Raw genomic sequence first — 17799 nt, 5'->3', positions numbered from 1 at the left:
GCCGGTTTCCCGAACGGGGATGCCGCCGGTCCGGCCGGCGGCGGCTCGGGAAGCGTCGCCGCCGTGGTCGACGGCACCCTCGGCGACACCACCTTCACCCTCGACATCCTCGACGGCACCAGCGTCGTCGCCAGCACCACGGCCACCGTCAACCAGCGGCGGCCGAACGTCGTGCTGATCCTCCTCGACGACATGGGCTTCTCCGACTTCGGCTGCTACGGCTCGGAAATCCACACGCCCACCATCGACTCGCTCGCCGCCAACGGCCTGCGCTACCGCAACTTCTACAACACCGCGCGCTGCTCGACCACCCGCTGCGCCCTGCTCTCGGGCCTCTACACCCAGCAGGCCGCCGTCAATCCCGGCGCCTCGCTGCCCGACCTCCGCACCGACAACAACCTCTCCATCGCCGAACTGCTCTCGACCACCGGCTACCGCCGCTACATGGCCGGCAAGTGGCACCTCGGCACCAATGACCGCTCGCCGATCTCGCGCGGCTTCCAGCACGTTTTCGGCCAGACCGGCGGCGGCGCCTTCCCCCACAACCAGGTCACCGGCGGCAACCAGAACTCGTTCTGGAACCTCGCCAACTTCGGCTTCTACTCTGAGAACGGCGAGGTCGCCGAGATCGACTGGACCGGCACCCAGTTCCACCAGACCGACGGCATCGGCGAGTACTCCCTCGACTTCATCGACCACCATCTCGCCCAGGGCGACGGCGCGCCGTTCTTCCTCTACATGCCCTTCAACGCGGTCCACTGGGACATCAACTCCCCGGCGGAAATGGCCGACCGCTACACCGACGTCGCCGACCTCTCGCCCGACGGCCTGACCACCGACGGCGGCAGCGACGGCAAGGACTACTACCACTACGAGGTCGGCTGGGAGCAGGTCCGCGCCGACCGCTTCGCCCGCCAGCAGGCGCTGGGAGTACGAGATCCCTCGTGGGTGCTGTCGCCGAAGAGCCCGGTCTTCAATTCGAACGGCTCGGTCTTCCACGACGCCTCGGACACCGTCGAGATCCCCGCCTGGAGCTCGCTCTCCGCCAACCGCCAGGCCGACCTGGCGCGCCGCATGGCCCTCTACGCCGCGATGCTCGAGCAGGTCGACATGAACATCAAGAAGGTGGTCGACCATCTCGACGGGACCGGCCAGCTCGACAACACGCTGATCTTCATCCTCGCCGACAACGGCGGCAACTACGAGGGCGGCCTCTACGGCAAGACCGACGGCACCATCAACGCCGCGCCCGTCACCGGCACCACCAATCTGCGCAACATGGGCCAGCCCTCCCACCCGGACCTCCACATCGGCGGCGGCTGGGCCAACGTCGCCAACACCCCCTTCCGCCTCTTCAAGCACTACCAGCACGAGGGCGGCATCCGCACGCCCTGCATCGTCCACTGGCCCGACGGCATCAGCTCGCCCGGCCGCTGGATCGAGGACCGCGGCCACCTGATCGACATCATGGCCACCATCGCCGACGTGACCAACAGCCCCTACCCCGCCAGCTGGCCCGGCCGCACCCTCCTGCCGCTGGAAGGTCAGTCGCTCAAGCCCCACTTCGACCCCGCCACCGCGGGCGACTTCCCGGTGCGCCCGATCGGCTTCGAACACGAGTGGAACCGCGCCTGGTTCAAGGGCAACTACAAGTTCGTCACCAAGAACTTCTCCTACCCCGACGGCTCGTCGCCGCAGGACGAATACGAGCTCTACGACCTTTCCATCGATCCGACCGAGCTCAACAACCTCGCCGCCACCGAGACCGCGCTGCTCGCCACCATGGTCGACGAGTGGAACGCCTGGGCCGAACACGTCGGCGTCGCCGCCGACCGCCTGATCGTCCCGCCCGCCCCGCAGGTGAATCCGGCGCCGCTGGCGACCGATCTCTTCGTCGATACCTTCCACCGCGCCAACGACCCCAACCACGACGCCGCCACCGCCGGCATGTCCGGCCCGCTGCTGCCCGTGCTCGGCGTCGATGCCACCTACTGGGACGCCTGGGAACAAGGCAGCACCGAGATCAGCGGCTTCGGCCTGCGCATGGCGTCCGGCGCCGGCATGAGCGAAACCGCCATCCGCCACAACTTCACCGACGCCGCCATCCTCGCCGCCGGCGGCTTCTCGGTGCAGGTGCGGGTCGACGCCATCAGCTCCGACGCCAGCGACATCGCGAACCGCTTCGCCGGCATCGCCATCGGCCTCAACGCCGCCGAAGCCCAGCAAAGCGATGACATCAACGGCACCCAGAATCCCTCCGGCTCGTCCTTCCGCGGCCAGTGGAACGGCGCCTCGCCCGGCACCGCCGACTTCTTCATCGAGCTCGACCTCGACGGCAACCTCAAGACCTTCGCCAACGGCAGCCCGCTCGACAGCACCCCCGTCGGCAAGACCAGCGGCACCCTGCTGGCCTGCTGCGAGCTGAGCTCCTTCGACGCCGGCGCCACCGTCACGGTCAGCGCCTTCCTCGACGGCGAGCCGGTCGACCTCGACAGCGGATCGGCCGCCACCACCCGGACCTTCACCTGGGACGCGGCCGGCACCAACTACATCGGCCTCTCCGCCCGCGCCACCAACTACGTCAGCCTCGACAACCTCGCGATCCGCACCTTGCCGCTGAGCGGCTCGCTCGCCTCCGGCTACGCCCTCGCCGCCGGCCTGTCCGGGGACGACTCGGCCGCCGGCGCCGACCCCGACCACGATGGCGACGACAACTTCACCGAGTGGCTCAAGGCCGGCAATCCGGACGGCTCCGACGCCGGATCGAAGCTGCTTTCGCTGGCACCCTCGCCGGACGGGGAGTTCCGCTTCAGCTACGTCCACCTCAACGAAGCCGCGAAGGCCGGGCTGACCTACACCTTCCGCTACTCCACCGACCTGGGCGGCGATCCCTCGACCTGGCCGGCCTTCGTGCCCGGCGAGCTATCCAGCCAGCCGCTCGGCACGACCCACCAGCTCCGCCTCGCCGCCGTCCCTTCCGGCGTCGTCACCGGCAACCCGCGGCTCTTCATTCTGGTACAGGTGGAGTAGCCGCTACTGTCCGCGAAACCCATCCAATCGGCCCCGAGCCCGAGCAATCCCTTGCATCTCCCGGCAACCGGGGTAGCGAGACCCATGAACGGCTCCCGCATCCTCGCCACCTTCCTGATCTCCCTGTCGCTCCCGGCGATGGCCGACGACGCTGCCGCCAAGTCGGTCTTGCTGGTGCTTTCGAACCATTCCGAACTCGGCGACACCGGCAAGAAGACCGGCTTCTATCTTTCCGAAGCCGCCCATCCCTACAAAGTCTTCGAGAAGGCCGGCCTCAAGGTTACCCTCGCCAGCCCGGACGGGGGCATCGCGCCGGTCGACCCGAAGAGCTTCAAGCTTGATGACAGCGCCAACGCCAGCTTCTGGAAAACTTTCGGCAACGGCAACGAAAGCAGTGCAGCCGTCGCCACCACGCTGGCGCTGGGGGACGTGAAGTCCGGCCAGTTCGACGGCATCTTCTTCGCCGGTGGCCACGGCGCGATGTGGGACTTCCCGACCTCCGCGGACCTGCGCGCGGTCACCGCCGACATCTGGAGCCGCGACGGCACGGTCGGTGCCGTTTGCCATGGTCCGGCGGCCTTCGTGAACTTGAAACTCCCGGACGGCTCGCTGCTGGTCAAAGGCAAGAAAGTCGCTGTCTTCACCAACGCCGAGGAGAAAGCCGTGGAGCTGACCGGGGTGGTGCCCTTCTCCCTCCAGGATTCCTTCGAAGGCATGGACGCCACCGTCGTCACGGGTGAAAACTTCGCCGAGAACGCGGTCCGCGACGGCAAGCTGGTCACCGGCCAGAACCCCGCCTCCGCCAGAAAGACCGCCGAGCTCTTCGTGGCGGCCCTGAAGGAGGCCGGCGAATAAATCCGGCCTCGTGCCGCCGGTAATCCGGCACCCCCGCTATTTCAAATGCGCCCGCCGCAGCTCGCCGCGGGTGTAGCCGGTGATCCGCCACTGGTTGTTCTTGTTGCGCAGCAGCGACACCCCATGGCGGACGCCGATCAGGTCGTCGTCCAGGATCCCGCCCTCCGTCACCGTCACCTTGACCTCGGCCGGCTCTTCCATCCGGTCGTAGCCGGCTGTGACACCGGTGATCAGGCCGGACAGGTCGGGTTCGATCGCCACCAGCGCGATCGCCACCGGCCCCTTCGCCAGTTCGATCGGAATCTTCGCCTGCCGCTCCAACAAGGGCGCGTGCTCGCGCTCCGCGAATTCCACCTTGGCCCAGGCCGCTTCCAGGTCCGGTGCCACACGGTCCGGCTCGTCCTCGGCCGGTGGCTCGGCGGCGGCACCGTCGGTGATCGCGAAGACGATGTCGTAGTTCGCTACCTTCCCCTCGCGGGCCGCGGCGCGGTTGAGGAAGACCGACACCGAGTGGTCGCCATCCTCGAAAAGTTGGCCGCGGTACTCGCGCCCGCCGAGGTCGGAAACGAACAGCGCCTCGTCGCCCGGCCCCTTGCCCGGCAGGTAGATGTTGAAGTTCGCGGACGGGTTGTCGGGCCGCAGGCTGACCGTCAGGAACTGGCCCTTGCGGGCGTTCAGCAGATAGACCACCGACTCCCGGCCGGTGATCTTGCCGGTCAGCGTCGCGCTCGTCTCCCCCGGCTTGAACCGGACGGTCTCGTGGCGCATTTCATCCGCCGCGGCGGCAGGCAGTGAGGACAGGCAACAAACGGCAAGGGCGAGGATGGCGGCGACTTTCATGGGGATGGACGTTCGGGAGAAATCCCGGTCCACCCGATAGCACGGCCCTCAGGGATTGTCAGATCCGAATGGCAGGATGAACTCAGCATCCACCGCATCAAGGTGCACCCTTGCCGAACCCCGGTGCATGCCGGAGCATCCCGCCATGCCATCGCGCGGACCGCTTCTCGTCACTGCCTTCGGCCCCTTCGGCGGGCGGGAGGTGAATGCCTCGTCGCTGGCCCTGGCGGCCCTCCGGCGGGCCGACACCACGCTGCGCACCCGCACCTTGCCGGTCGATCTGGTGGCGGCCCCGCGGATCCTCCACCGGGCGATCCGCGAGCTCTCGCCGCGGGCCATCCTGCTGCTCGGCGAGGCCGGGAACGCCGGGCGCATCCGCCTGGAATCGCGGGCTTGGAACGAACTCGACTTCACCATCCCCGACATCGCCGGCCGACAGCCGAGGAACACGCCCATCACGCCCGCCGGCCCGGCTTATCTCGAGACCCCGGTCGACCTGGCCGCCCTGATGGACGGCTTGCGCCGGGCCGGGCACGATGCCGAACAATCGACCGATCCCGGCCGCTACCTGTGCAACCGGATTTTCCACGCCGCGCTCAGCCGCGCCAGGGTGCCGGCGCTTTTCGTCCATCTGCCGCTGGAGTCGCGGCTGGAGACCTACCGGGCGGTGGCCGCCCTGCAGGTCGTCGCGGATCACCTCGCGGCTTGAGGTCGATCCCGCCCTTGCCCGGCCGCTGCGGCCCGCGTAGGGAGAACGATCATGCTCGATTCCTTGCTCCGCGATCACCCGCTGATCCTGGCCGAGTGCGCGGTGGCCGAACGGCTGCGCCGGCTGCCCGGGGTGGAACTGCATCCGACGCTTTTCAACACACCCTTCATCTACGGCCCGGAGGCCGCCCGCGACGCGATGGCCGCGATCTACCGCAAATACCTCGGCGTCGCCGGACAAGCTCGCTTGCCGCTGCTGCTGACCGCGCCGACCTGGCGGCTCGATGCCACGCGGGTCGCCGCTGCCGGTGTGCCCCGTTCAATCAATGCCGACGCCGTCGAATTCCTCACCAGCCTGCGCGACCGCCACGCCGGATCGGCCGCGCCGGTCGCGGTGGGGGCCTTGCTCGGACCACAGAACGATTGTTACCGGCCGGACCTCGCCCCCGCGGCGGAAGAAGCGGAGACATTCCATGCCGTGCAAGCCGGCGAACTGGCGGCAACCGCCGCCGACTTCCTCCTCGCCCAGACCTTGCCGGCGGTGGGCGAGGCGCTGGGGCTGGCCCGCGCAATGGCAGCCACCGGCAAACCCTATCTCGTCAGCTTCTGCACCGGCCCGGACGGCCGCGTGCTCGACGGCACCCCGCTGCCGGAGGCGATGGCACGTCTCGATGACGCCCTCGCCACGCCGCCGGCCGGCTATTTCGTCAACTGCACCCATCCGCGCTTCCTGCTCGCGGCCTGCGCTCCGGGCGACCTCGGGCGGCTGGTCGGAATCCAGGCCAACGGGTCGTCGCGCGACGTCACCGCCCTCGACGGCGCCACCGCGACCGAGGCGGATCCACTCGACCGCTGGGCCGCCTCGATGGCCGACCTGCACCGGCGGCACCGCGTCCCGGTCCTTGGCGGCTGCTGCGGCACCTCGCTGCCACACCTGCATGCACTCGCCGCGATCCGGGACAACCCCGTAACAACAAGCACTTAAAAGGCGTCGGACCGCGGCAGATGAGGCCCAATGACTTATTGGTCCTAGATAGGCATTCTCCGTGCTAACAATGCCGCAAAGGGAGTCGACCACGGCGTGATCTACTATACTACAATCGGCCTTCTTTTCTCGTCATTCACGATCACTTTGAAAGGTTAAAAGATTCCGACCTGGCAACACTTAGACACGTCCAGAATGAGGGACTCATCCCCAACTCCTCAACGCTATTCTTATTCCTGATGCAGGCCATCTCTCGATCGAGATGCTTCTCTCCAACCATCCAAAATACGCACAAAAAAGTCACACCCCCCTTTGAAAAGATACAACCAAACCGACAATCACAACTCTTTCTCGACCCATTCTTCAGCATTGCCAAACACCCTTAAAACCTCGCATTGCAATCCATCTTCTTCTAGCGCCGACAGATCCACAATCTCGTTTCGAAGACGAATCATTTTAATCGCCGTTCGAAAGATTAACTCCCGCAATCCCTTGCTGAATCTACCCTTTACTAGTAGCCAAGCCTCTGCGATGGCTCGAGCTAAAGGTGCGTTTGCAGCAATTGCCGGCCGCTCGAAAATTTGAACCATTGCGTCTTCCTTCAAGCACCCGAGAAGCTCCCAACGCCGTTCATTCCCCTCACCTCGGTCAAGGGTAACTCCTCTGACCCAAAGCCGCTGGAAGGCATTTCTGACACCTCCATGAAATCTTTCGGGAGAAGGCGAAGGGAAACGCCATGCCACCACATCGGGGGCCATTACCGTCGTGAGGCATGCCCACACATCGTCCCGCAAAGCCTCTCCAGACAACAACTCTTCCATCTGTGCGAGAGCTATTGAAGCATCGCGATCAAAGGCCCCGCGCTGCTGAGTGTCCGACTCTGAGGGAAATCCATATTGAGAAGCAATGTTTCTGAGGCTTGCGGCGATTCTGAACGCCGATTCCCTGTTCACAGTGCCTCCGCTGGATGCAAACGACAAATGTTCGCCCCTGTTGAGTAGGTCCTGTGGGATTCTCGCAACAGAAAGAGGCTCCTCGGAAGCCTCGGACAAGACGACTTGGACTCCAACAGGACTAAGACGTGAAAGAAGAGCAACCATAATCAGGGGTCCATTGAAACTTCGGCGGCACTGAGGATGGCGGCACTGAATCTTCCGGGGCGATGCTCGGCGAGTGAAGCAATCGAAGAGGCGGACTGACCGGGAAACGCCAGATCCATCCAGTTCCGAACCTGATGACCAACAGATCCCTCTCCCAGATCTTCAAGCATTTCGTCACAATCTGCTGAAGTCACTGCCAACGAAATCATCTGGCGCATTACATCAGCGAGAATCGCCTGCAAGGTGAGCGGATCTCCTTCAACCACCCGCTCTCCAACACCCGGGAAATCGGAATTGACGTAAAGTCGCACGCTTCCTCCGAAATCGAGGCGCCACATGCCTGGCTGCCAATCGATGTACCAAGGAGCTGCCACAAACGGTGCGCCGGGAAAGCTACGCTTGAAGCTGACGCTCTCGATGGGGAAGCGCGAGGCTCCCCCATCTTCGATGAGCACATCCCTTCTCTCGCTCCATAATCTCGACGCCTGCCACCGTGGGCTTATCCCTCCGGCGTTCCCAGCCGGCTTCCCGAGAACAATCCCGCACTCGATCAGAAGTCTTCCGGACAGGTTGGAGGAATCCAGTGTTGCCTCCAGCTTCGCCTCGGCTCTCCCACTGTTCAAAACGACTCGGTCCAGAATCTCAATTCTTCGAGGCATCGTTCCGCTTCCCGTCCCCACCTTGAGGACGGCTTCGAGTCGGAGCTCTTCGCTGGGAATCTCCAGGGCATCGGCAGCACCTTGAAAATCGACTTCGATTTCCACGTTCAACTCCAGATCACACTGATAGTCCCAGCCCTCAAGAATGTCCGCCACAGGAGCCAGTGGGGAGCCGCGTTCTCCGATCATCCAGCCTCCTGTCCGAACGAGGGAATCCGGCAACACCAAAAATGGAAATGCAGTTGTTCTTCTCATGCTGCCCTGTCGCTATCAATCCAGACTCGAAGCCCAACCGCGGCCTCAGGCGGAATAGAAACCGCGATTTCGACCTCTCCATCGACGTCCGTTACCCGCAGTACCCCCCCATCAGCCGCCACATCGTGCCCGGGCATCCTCATTCCTCGAACGACAGGTTGATAATCGGGGGACAACCCGCTGGTCGTTGTGGTCCCTCCGTCCGCAACCAAGTGAGGCTCGGCTACCAGGATCTTTTGACGCCCATCAACAGCGTTGGACAGATTGACCCGGAAAAAGGCGAGGGTTTCACCGTTTCCTCCGGATTCGAGTCTCTCGAACACAGGTTTGGAGAGTCTTGGCCCACCGGTTTTTCCAGTGGAGCCGCCTCCACGCCCTCCGGGGCTACGACCGGGTCCTGCTCCTGATGCCCGGTCCAGGATGCGCCCGAGTTTGGCCGCCGCCCTGGCAAGCGGTGGACCCACCTCACCATGGGTAGCCCGCTCGCCCACTGGCATTGCGAAATCCTTGGCGAGTTCATGGATTTTTCGGAGTGCCACCCGAACCCAGGTCTTTGGATGCCCCTTGGGAAGATTGTCTGGAATCCAATCGTCGTGCGCCGGCGGCTCGGCGGATGCGAACGCCTCCTCCACATCCGATTCGTCGGAACACCTGAAAACGCCAGCCCATTCAAAGCGGGAGTCGGCAAAGGGTTCACCTTCGACATACTTGACGACCAATTCCACCGGACGAACAAGGGCGATGTGGGAACACTGGTCGGGAACGACGGAACTTTCTCGAATGCACGAAGGGTCTCTGACTCCACAAACCCCTTTCCGGATTGCAATCCTGCCGAGGTGCGTCCTCGGCCGCAGGCACTGGACTTCAGTGGTGTCCCCGCTCCCGGATCGCAGGTCGTCGAGCGCCTCTGAAAACAGGTCAAGCGGTGGATACTCCTCAGGGTCCGGCACTTGTATTTCCTCCCCTTCGAGTTCCAGCCTGACAGTGAGACGACGGTCCAAAGGTGTTGAGCGGGTCATCCTCGGCCAGAAGTTCCACAGCAGGGTTTCGATCAGCTCGTTGATAGACTGCTGTGGGTCCTCTGATGTGAGTGCTGGATCCACGATCATGACGGACGTTCCCAGTTCTTCTTCAGACCGACGGACCATTCCCAGTGACTCCGCCAAGCAACCCGCCTCGCTGCCTTCCAAAGGATCGACTCCATCCACCCCGTCGGTGACGCCCCACCAGTGACGGCCCGTGAATCTCTTGCTCTCACCAATACCTCCTGAAGAGTCGAAGGCGTCCCCCAAGTGGCATGCGATAAAGCGCCTCGACGGCCGTTCCATGTGACGCGTGACCGAATCCACCACGATCGTCGAACAACGGCTCATGGCATACAGGGAGGTTTTCCCGTATCCATAAGTGCCGCCACCATGGGGGGTGTCGCGGGCAGCCCCAACATTCCTGATGAAATTTACGAAGTCGGGAGCTTCTCCATCGACCAGCGGAGAGTCCGCACTGACCGGGCCTCCCAATCCCGAAGTGCCGAAGTCGCAAATCTCAAGCACTCTAAGTCCATTTCTGCCGAGGCTTTCTTCAAGTGCTGCCACGGAGGCTGAGGCCGGGGGTAACTCCGGCAAGACACAGGAGCGAAGCGAGCCAAGTTCTTCGCTGTTCAAGCTGCGGAGACGAAGCACTACTGACGGGCCAAGTTTGCCTTCAGTGGCGTCGAGAGTGTTTTGCAGAGACTCGCGAATCACCGTTTGAAGAAGCCCCAAACTCGGTCGGCCAAGAAGTCTCCTGAATCCCTCCCCGGCGATATTCCCAGTCTTGGCGAATGGTTCGCTGAATAATCGAAGCCGGGTCATGTCAAGAGAGCCTCCAGATACGTGGCTAATTCCCGCGGAGCGAGTTCGAACTCACCCGCCGCCGACAAGTCGATCCGGTAGCTCAAGTTGGAAATCCCGGGCGGACATTGCCCGCTGGCCATCTCGTTCTCCGTAAGCTTTGGGAAACCTCCCCGAACCTGCCAGGACGACACCCCCTCCAACTCGAAGCGATGCTGATTCCAAGTCTCGTCATCTGGATCGAGGCAACCAAGTTCGGCCAACCCCTCCATCAGCCGCCTCACATCCACTCCTTTCCCGGTCAGTTCGGTTACTTGCCGGGATAGCTGAATGCTCCCTTCCGCAGCCGGTTCCATACGAACATGAACCAAAACCAATTCCCCGCCGGCCGGAGGCAGTAGCTGGTCGATACCATGGATGGAGACCGTTCTCGCATCCGACCTTGCCGAACTCTTCACCTCGATAGCCCTGCCCAACCTGCGGAAATCGTGCCGTTGTTCCCAAGGGCCGGTCCAAGCCTCCGCGCAATCCACGCTGTGCTCCGCCATCAGGCCAAGCAGGTGCAATTCGCCAAGAAGCCCGAGGACCTTCTCCCGCGAGACTGCCGATGCAGCCTCGGAAAGAAGCAGGTTCCTGAAGTCTTCAATCGTGCCCTCGACAGCCTGAGCGGGATTTTCACCTGTCGATAGCCTCGAGAGAATCTCCTTCACCAACTCTCCGAACACGGCATCCAATGACCTATCCATACACGTCAGGTCGATAAACGGACGATCGGACCCACCTACCGCGTAAACGACCACCTTGATGGACAGCTTGTTGGTCGAATCGAACCGTGGGTGCCTCGCACCAGAGGGAAACGGCACAAGCAATCTCGGCTCCCCGGTCGCTCCAAGAGCGAACCGGGCTGGTCCGTAGCCCGTCTCAACTCCGGCAGAGCGGCTCGGAACCTCGATCACGCCGTCGCCGCGGCCCGCCCGTCGCAGATCGTTCCAGCTATCCTTGGGTTCCATCCTCCTCCATCAGTTCGGGCTGATCCACGTCCTCCTCCGATTCTTCTTCGTCGAGCTGCTCGGGCGTCGGAGCCTCGATTCTCACCTCAAAGAACGCACCGGACCGGTCTGTTTCTCCAGGGAAGACGATCGCCATGCCGAGCAGATCACCGACCGCATCAAGGGCAGTTCTGCTCCGAGACGTCGGTCTCGGTTCTGAACACGCATTGATTGGATAGAGAATGAGGAGCGGAACCGGTGGCCGAAGAGCCTTCAGATCATCCCAGTTCCTGCTCCCTACATCCCCCGGGCGATCCCCTACATCAAGGAGGACGTCCTTCTTGGACATCAGGGCCTTGATGTCGGCATGATCAACCGTTTCTGGCACCTTGAGTTTGGATCGAGTGAGAACCTTTACAGATCGCAATCCGCCGAGCGGATTCTCCGACCGTACTTCGGTCGTCGGCTGCACGATGCCAACGTTCCACATGGGCATCCGCTCCGCAGTTCCATCAATGAAGCCAAGCAGATGCTCCTTCCTGAGGTCCATGTGGGCGTCCGATATCGAATAGGCTGCAAGGAATTGGCGCACGACTGAAACATCCACCCCATTGGCCATGAGCCCTCCTTCAACATCATCAAAGCGTTCCGATCCGATTCGATCGATAAGAGTGGCTCCAGCAATCCAGTTGCCTGACACCACGTCCCGTTTCCTATGATCATAGCGGATTGTCTGAACGTGCCGACCCTCGTAGCTGATTGCCGTTCGGTAGGCATGCTTCATTTTGGAAGCCGAAGTGATGGCCATGCCCGGAACAGCTCTTACCCTGACACCGAAATCCAATGGCGTCGTGCCGTTTCGGTACTTCTCCAAGTCCTCTCGGATCTCCTCCTCGATACGTGCGAGCGCCCGGAAATTCGCCGCAAGATCCGCAGTCGTCCAGAGGCGTGGAAGATCCTCAAAGTTTTTCCGATAACCAAACCAGCGGCCCATCTGCAGCAAGGTGTCATATTGCTTGGACGTCCTGAGGAAAAACGACACACACAAGCCCTCCAGTGTCAGTCCGCGTGCCAGAACCGCTCCCCCGACAACGATGTAGGTCTTCGGGCCGCCTTCATAATCCAGTCGGTCCTCAAGCGGAGTCGCACCGTTCTCCACTGCGATCTCCAGCGCATCCAAAACCTCACCAATTCTCGGGACCAACTCATCCGCACCGGGCCTGACCTGATGAGCCTCCTTGCTCGGAGGGACTTCCGCCAACTCCCGGGTGAGAACCTCCGAGAATCGATCGAACGCACCACCGTTGCCGGTTCTCAGCTCCCGCCCATTTTCCCGGATCCAGTCGCCAATGGCTTCCGCCATCGAGGCGTGTTGGACCACTCTGGGTGAGGAGTGCACCAGCATGGTCATGTGCGACTCCTCCTGGCCCCGTTCTCGCCTGATCGCACAGGTGGCAATGAACCAGAGAATGGCATCCGCAAGGCTTGCAGTGATCTCCGGACGGAAATCCACGGGATCAACGCCTCTTCCTGGCCGAATGAGGGCGACTTCTGGCTCACCAATCACCCGAATAACCGATCTGCCTTCTTCATCCTCGGTCTCTTCTCCGGCATCGACCGGATCAACTCCGAATACCTCCCTTGCGCCAAAGTACTCTTCCGGCCGGGGAAGAGCTGTGATGAAATCCTCCGGATAGAGATCGTCGAGCTCATCCCTATTGTGCGGAAAGGGATTGATGAAGACGTTGGCGAAAGGCGTCGCGGTGTATCCGACATAGGACACAGCCGGCAGGTCGCGGATGATCCTCCGAATCACTTCGTTGATGCTCGTGATGTCATACTCGTCACGAGCAGAGTTCACCGAAGCTTGGTCGCACTCATCATCGATCAGCAGAACCCTGAAGCGCCTGAGTGTCGCGGGAGCAGTCCCCCGAATAGTTTCGTGGAACGCCTCTAGGCGAGATTTCACCTTCTTGATGACCGCGAGCTGTACAGATCCCGGCGGTGGAATCACAAACGCCCTATTAGGCGGGATCACAAAATCTTTGTCCAACTCCCCCTCCGTGTGGAGCTGCCACAGCTCCCTATGCCGCATGACGACATCGGCCATCAACCTGCGCTGCGTCTGGGCCCGCAGTTTGTTGGTCATACCGCCGAGAAGGACGATGAGATTGTAGCCGGCATCAACGGCCTTGGCGATGACCGCCGTCATGTTCGCAGTCTTTCCCGACTGGACATAGCCTATCACGAGTCCGCGGCACCGGAACTGATCGCCGGCCGGATTGGCCAGCAGCGAGACCACCTCATTGGAGGCTTCGTCAATGGAAGTGACCGCATCGTCCTCCCAACCCTTCTCTTGGCGGAGGTAGCCTTCCAAGGCCGGCCAATGCCGATCCGTTGCCGAAGGACCTTGATACCAGTCATCCCTCGGCTTGATGATTGAGGAGCGCCTCAGGATCTCGACGTCCTCAAGCGCTGCCCTGACGATCTCCCTAGCTTGGGCTACGTTTTCGCGAAACTCGTCAGAAACCGGACCAGCAAATATCTCGAAATCTGCGATCACCTCCTCAGCGCACCTTTCAGGTGTTCCATGCGTCGGCAGCTTCTGCCGGATCATCTGCACAAGACGGTCGACTTGAGGTGGCATGGCCTCTAACTGCCTGAATCCCGAGAGATTTTACAACCTTAAATCTCGCACCCTGTGAATGAGTCGCCGGTGATCATCTAATCCTGAAGTAATTTTGCAACGACTTCGGCAATCTGGCTTGCTAGTAACGGCGGGACGGCATTTCCTACTTGATGATACTGTTGAGTTCGCGGTCCTTCGAAGCGGTAGTTGTCCGGAAAAGTCTGGAGTCTCGCGGCCTCTCGAACTGTTAGACTTCGGAATTGCCTTGGATCGGGATGAATAAAGTAATGACCGTCTTTCGATATATGTGAGGTTATTGTGGTCGAGGGCCTCCCTGAGCACTGTACTCGGAAGCGATCACCAAATTTTTTCCCTTCGATTGCATCTCCAACATTCTTGTGCTTGGGAAGCAGGAACTTAGGGAACTCTTTCAGAGTCGGCGAAGACGCCTTTACTTTTGCAAAGCAAGCACAGTAGAAATAGCGCCATAGGTCTTCCCGAATATGGCTACGGGTTTTATGATTCGAGAACCCGCCGATACTCGGATCGACATACCATGGATCGGAATGTGTTGTTGTAGCGGAGACGAACTCTCTTCCTCTATTTCGATCCCTCCTGATCTTACCGAATTCGAAAACCATTCTATCCGCCACATCTTCAAATCGTGGGTCTGTCTGAAAAACATACCAGTCGGGATGGTCGAAAATGGCCCGCAACGCATCGTACACCTCTCCTTCTTTGCCACGAGATAAACCTGGAAACAACTTTGGAAGACTCCCGATAACATCCCTCACCGATGGACTGTTTGTTTTTTTTAGAACATCAAGATCAGATGAGTCAATATCATCCCGAACACCCAGAAGTATCACTCTATGGCGGCATTGCGGAATCCCGTAGTTCTCTGCTCGAATCAGATAGTCCCGGGGATCGAGAGGATTATCAGTTTTCTTACCCGCAGGCTTTACGAAGGAATGAATGCGGTATTTTAATCCGACGTCAATTCGTTCGAGGGCCCGATTTGGATCGCGCAAGTCACTGAGAATTTGCGAAAAAATCGGCTTATCATCCAGTTTTGCTGATAGAATACCCTTCACGTTCTCCATCACAAATATCGGTGGCGAGTGATCCGAAATAACCTTCAGATATTCCTTGTATAGGGTATGCCGGTGATCTTCTTCGAACTTCTCTTTCTTCTTAGCCTTCCTCGCTTCGAAGATTTCATTCGATTCACCTTTCACCTTCACCAAGCCAAGCATACGTGATCGGCCGGCGAGGGAATATGCTTGGCATGGCGGCCCGCCGATCAGGATCCACTTCTCATGTCCTTTGATTTTATCTCCAATGATCTTGGTTATCTCAGAATCTCCCCCGAGAGTTCTCATCTGTGCTTCGTCCACAGCCGCTGCTGCTTGCTCTGGATACGCATCAAACAATTTTTCCCGGGTAATCTTTTCCCGGAGATAGTCGTAGTAATCCTTAGGCACCTCACCCTCCGGAAACTGTCGGAAGAACGCACGTAGTGTCAGGGTTCTGTGAGCGTAGAGATCCTTTTCAATCGAAACTGCGATGCGAAAAGTTTTTTTCTTCTTACCCACCGGGTAGCGTGAGAATCCCTCGCCCAAACCTCCAGGTCCGGCAAAAAGGTCAATGATGGGAATCCTTGAGTCGTCTTTCGGCACGCACGATGCTAACAAGCGGCCCATGTCCGGCCAGGAGAAAAGTTTACTACTGGACCGTTTTCCCCGCAGTAATCCTCTCTGAGCAACCTTCTCCCCTTGAACCCAGAAGATCCGACAACCCGGCTTTTCGAAGATGGATTTTCCTAGATGAGAATACTAGCGGCTACGGCGGTCCGGTGTTCGTCCGCAGGGATTTTCCACAAACTATCTGTGCTCTTCCCTCCACACGCTCTCGACAACCATTTCGTGGTCTGACCTGAAGGAGGTGGCAGGCCTGCCGATCGCTCCGGCTGGACCCCACGAACAAGAGCTCCGCAAGGCTTGTGCCAGACTACTTCACGTTGACGACTCCTTGCGGCTGGAAGGATGGCGGGAGCTTTTGTCCCACGAAAAACCTCCGGTTTTACCCAACCCGGGGAATCGCGAAGCTCGCCTGGCCCGCATGCTGGTGGCTCAGCTGAGCTCACAGGTTCTTCCCAAGGAAGCAAGCCTGTCGGAAGGACTCACCCTCCTCTGGCAGCATCCGCAGATTCGTGCCGAGCTGAAGGAGTTGTTCAGCTTGCTATCCGATCGACTGAACCATCTCCAATCTATGACGCCTGGTGGCGATAGCATTCCATTGGCCCCACATGCCCGTTACACGCGTTTGGAGATTCTTGCGGCTTGTTTACCGGAGGACAGGGCTACGGCACCTGTTTGGCAAACGGGCGTCCGCTGGCTACCCGAGTCGAAAATCGACTTGCTCGCCTTCACTCTCGATAAAACGAAGGGCCAATTCTCTCCTACAACGCGCTATAGGGACTACGCGATTAGTAGGGACCTGATTCACTGGGAGAGCCAGTCCATTACCCGTTCCCAATCTGAAACTGGAGTTCGGTATCGAAATCATTCAAAGCAAGGCTCCCGTGTGTGGCTTTTCGCCCGGGAGAGCGTGAGTGATCGAGCCTTCTGGTTCCTGGGGCCAGCTCAATACGTTTCCCACGAAGGGGAACAGCCGATGGCGATTACCTGGCGCCTCAAACAAACCCTCCCGGGGGACTTGTTCCAAACTTTCGCGGCTGCGGTAGGATAGTTCGGCAGCGTGATCGAAGCCTGTTACCTCAGCGTCTGGGAGCCTCGATGGCCGACCTGCACCGGCGGAACCGCGTCCTGGTCCTTGGCGGCTGCTGCGGCACGTCGCTGCCACACCTGCAAACACTCGCCGCGATCCGGGACAACCCCCGGTAGCGGCGCGGTGAAAGGCACCGGACCGTGCGGCGGTAGGGGAGGGCCGATGTTTCCCCGCCGCTTGATCCTCGCTCTCGCGATCTCCGCCGCGTTGCCGTCTGCTGTTCGAGGCAGGGAGGTTCCTCTTCAACTCGACCCCGCGAACTCGAACCAGATCGTCATCGAGGAGCTTGCCGGAGGCGGCTGGGAAATCCGCACCACCGGCAACGACCCGTACTTCTACGTCCGCACCGACGGCACTGCGATCGACCTGAAGGAACAGCCGATGTTTTCCTTCGACTACTTCACCACCACCGGCATCGGCAGGTCGCTGGTCTTCGTCGGCTCGGTCCTCGACATTCCCCACCTGCTCGATGTCGAGCTCGGCTCACGCGAAGCCTGGGCGGGATTCGCGGTGGACATGAACTCGACCCGCGAGGCCCCGCCCGCGCCGCTCACCTCGCTGCGCGTCCGCCTCGGCGACCGGCCCGGCATCGTCGCCCGCGTCCGTTCTTTCCGCGCCCGCCCCCGGACGGCGGAGGAGATCAACGAAGCCCGCGGCCGCGAAGCGCGCATCCGGAAAGACCAAGAGCACGCCCAGCGGTTGCGCGACTACCTGGCGAAAGAATTTCCCCACCGCATCGACCGGGTGGCCGCCGATGCCGGCCGGATCACCGTCCACGGCAAGCTCGCCGGTCCCGCCGGCGAGCTGCTGCTCGCGGAGGTGCCGATGTGGGAAGACGTGACTCAGCTCGGCACCCCGCCGTCGCTCCACCCCATCCGGCCCGCTGCGGACGGCAGCTTCCGTGTCGCCATCGACCGTGCCTCGGCCACCGATCGCGACCTGCTGCTCTCGGCCTGGGCCGTGGTTCAGAAGAAGAAGGAGGCCGGCTTCGAACCGCTGTCCGCCCTCCACTACGTCGACGAGCAAACGCCCCGGGCCACCCTGCCGCCCGCACGACCGGCGTCGCTCAAAGGTCTCGGCGGGTGCCCCTTCGACCATCCGGACATCGGCGGGCTGGGCATCCACTCGCT

At 61.2% G+C, this 17799-nt stretch carries 13 protein-coding genes; 6 read left to right on the top strand and 7 right to left on the bottom strand.

Features of this window, described 5'->3' with window-relative positions; translation table 11 throughout:
* Together IG178_RS12915 and IG178_RS12910 are read left to right on the top strand one after the other, a co-directional pair.
* The coding region (locus IG178_RS12915) for a sulfatase family protein (RefSeq protein ID WP_193212977.1) at nucleotides 1-3030 on the top strand (3030 nt) is incomplete at its 5' end.
* Between the two features lie 84 nt (nucleotides 3031-3114).
* Entirely contained in the window at nucleotides 3115-3885 is a 771-nt protein-coding gene (locus tag IG178_RS12910) for a type 1 glutamine amidotransferase domain-containing protein (protein ID WP_226895387.1), read from the top strand.
* 36 nt (nucleotides 3886-3921) lie between these two features.
* Here the strand turns inward: IG178_RS12910 and IG178_RS12905 are convergent, their stop codons facing one another.
* Nucleotides 3922-4725 carry a hypothetical protein gene (locus IG178_RS12905; protein WP_193212976.1) on the bottom strand — a complete coding sequence of 268 codons (804 nt, stop codon included), beginning with the start codon at nucleotides 4723-4725 and terminating at the stop codon, nucleotides 3922-3924.
* Nucleotides 4726-4870: 145 nt separating this feature from the next.
* Here IG178_RS12905 and IG178_RS12900 point away from each other — a divergent pair, with 145 nt between their 5' ends.
* Complete coding sequence (locus tag IG178_RS12900; protein ID WP_193212975.1) at nucleotides 4871-5434, top strand: pyroglutamyl-peptidase I; 564 nt, start codon at nucleotides 4871-4873, stop codon at nucleotides 5432-5434.
* Nucleotides 5435-5485: 51 nt separating this feature from the next.
* Nucleotides 5486-6418 (top strand): homocysteine S-methyltransferase family protein, encoded by a 933-nt coding sequence (locus tag IG178_RS12895; protein WP_193212974.1) that lies wholly within the window; start codon nucleotides 5486-5488, stop codon nucleotides 6416-6418.
* 338 nt (nucleotides 6419-6756) lie between these two features.
* Here IG178_RS12895 and IG178_RS12890 read toward each other — a convergent pair whose 3' ends face one another.
* The 6 genes from IG178_RS12890 to IG178_RS12865 form a co-directional block, all read right to left on the bottom strand.
* Nucleotides 6757-7470, bottom strand: coding sequence for a DUF6339 family protein (locus IG178_RS12890; RefSeq protein ID WP_193212973.1), 714 nt, complete (start codon nucleotides 7468-7470; stop codon nucleotides 6757-6759).
* Nucleotides 7471-7520: 50 nt separating this feature from the next.
* Nucleotides 7521-8366, bottom strand: a complete 846-nt coding sequence (locus IG178_RS12885) for a hypothetical protein (protein ID WP_193212972.1) — start codon at nucleotides 8364-8366, stop codon at nucleotides 7521-7523.
* A 62-nt stretch (nucleotides 8367-8428) separates the two neighbouring features.
* Nucleotides 8429-10024: a hypothetical protein gene (locus IG178_RS12880; RefSeq protein WP_193212971.1), complete on the bottom strand. Its 1596-nt coding sequence runs from the start codon at nucleotides 10022-10024 to the stop codon at nucleotides 8429-8431.
* Nucleotides 10025-10278: 254 nt separating this feature from the next.
* Nucleotides 10279-11271 (bottom strand): PD-(D/E)XK motif protein, encoded by a 993-nt coding sequence (locus tag IG178_RS12875; RefSeq protein ID WP_193212970.1) that lies wholly within the window; start codon nucleotides 11269-11271, stop codon nucleotides 10279-10281.
* Complete coding sequence (locus IG178_RS12870; protein WP_193212969.1) at nucleotides 11255-13897, bottom strand: Z1 domain-containing protein; 2643 nt, start codon at nucleotides 13895-13897, stop codon at nucleotides 11255-11257. The genes IG178_RS12875 and IG178_RS12870 overlap by 17 nt, the downstream gene beginning before the upstream one ends.
* Nucleotides 13898-13974: 77 nt before the next feature.
* Nucleotides 13975-15558, bottom strand: coding sequence for a DNA cytosine methyltransferase (locus IG178_RS12865; RefSeq protein WP_343225967.1), 1584 nt, complete (start codon nucleotides 15556-15558; stop codon nucleotides 13975-13977).
* 442 nt (nucleotides 15559-16000) lie between these two features.
* Between IG178_RS12865 and IG178_RS26370 the strand changes: the two genes are divergently transcribed.
* Together IG178_RS26370 and IG178_RS12855 are read left to right on the top strand one after the other, a co-directional pair.
* Nucleotides 16001-16630 carry a DUF3427 domain-containing protein gene (locus IG178_RS26370; protein WP_226895388.1) on the top strand — a complete coding sequence of 210 codons (630 nt, stop codon included), beginning with the start codon at nucleotides 16001-16003 and terminating at the stop codon, nucleotides 16628-16630.
* A 201-nt stretch (nucleotides 16631-16831) separates the two neighbouring features.
* Nucleotides 16832-17799, top strand: a 968-nt coding sequence (locus IG178_RS12855; protein WP_193212965.1) for a hypothetical protein, incomplete at its 3' end; no start/stop codon positions are given.

The sequence above is a fragment of the Neoluteolibacter marinus genome, assembly GCF_014904755.1.
GTDB lineage: Bacteria > Verrucomicrobiota > Verrucomicrobiia > Verrucomicrobiales > Akkermansiaceae > Haloferula > Haloferula marina.
This window is presented reverse-complemented; position numbering and strand designations above follow the sequence as displayed.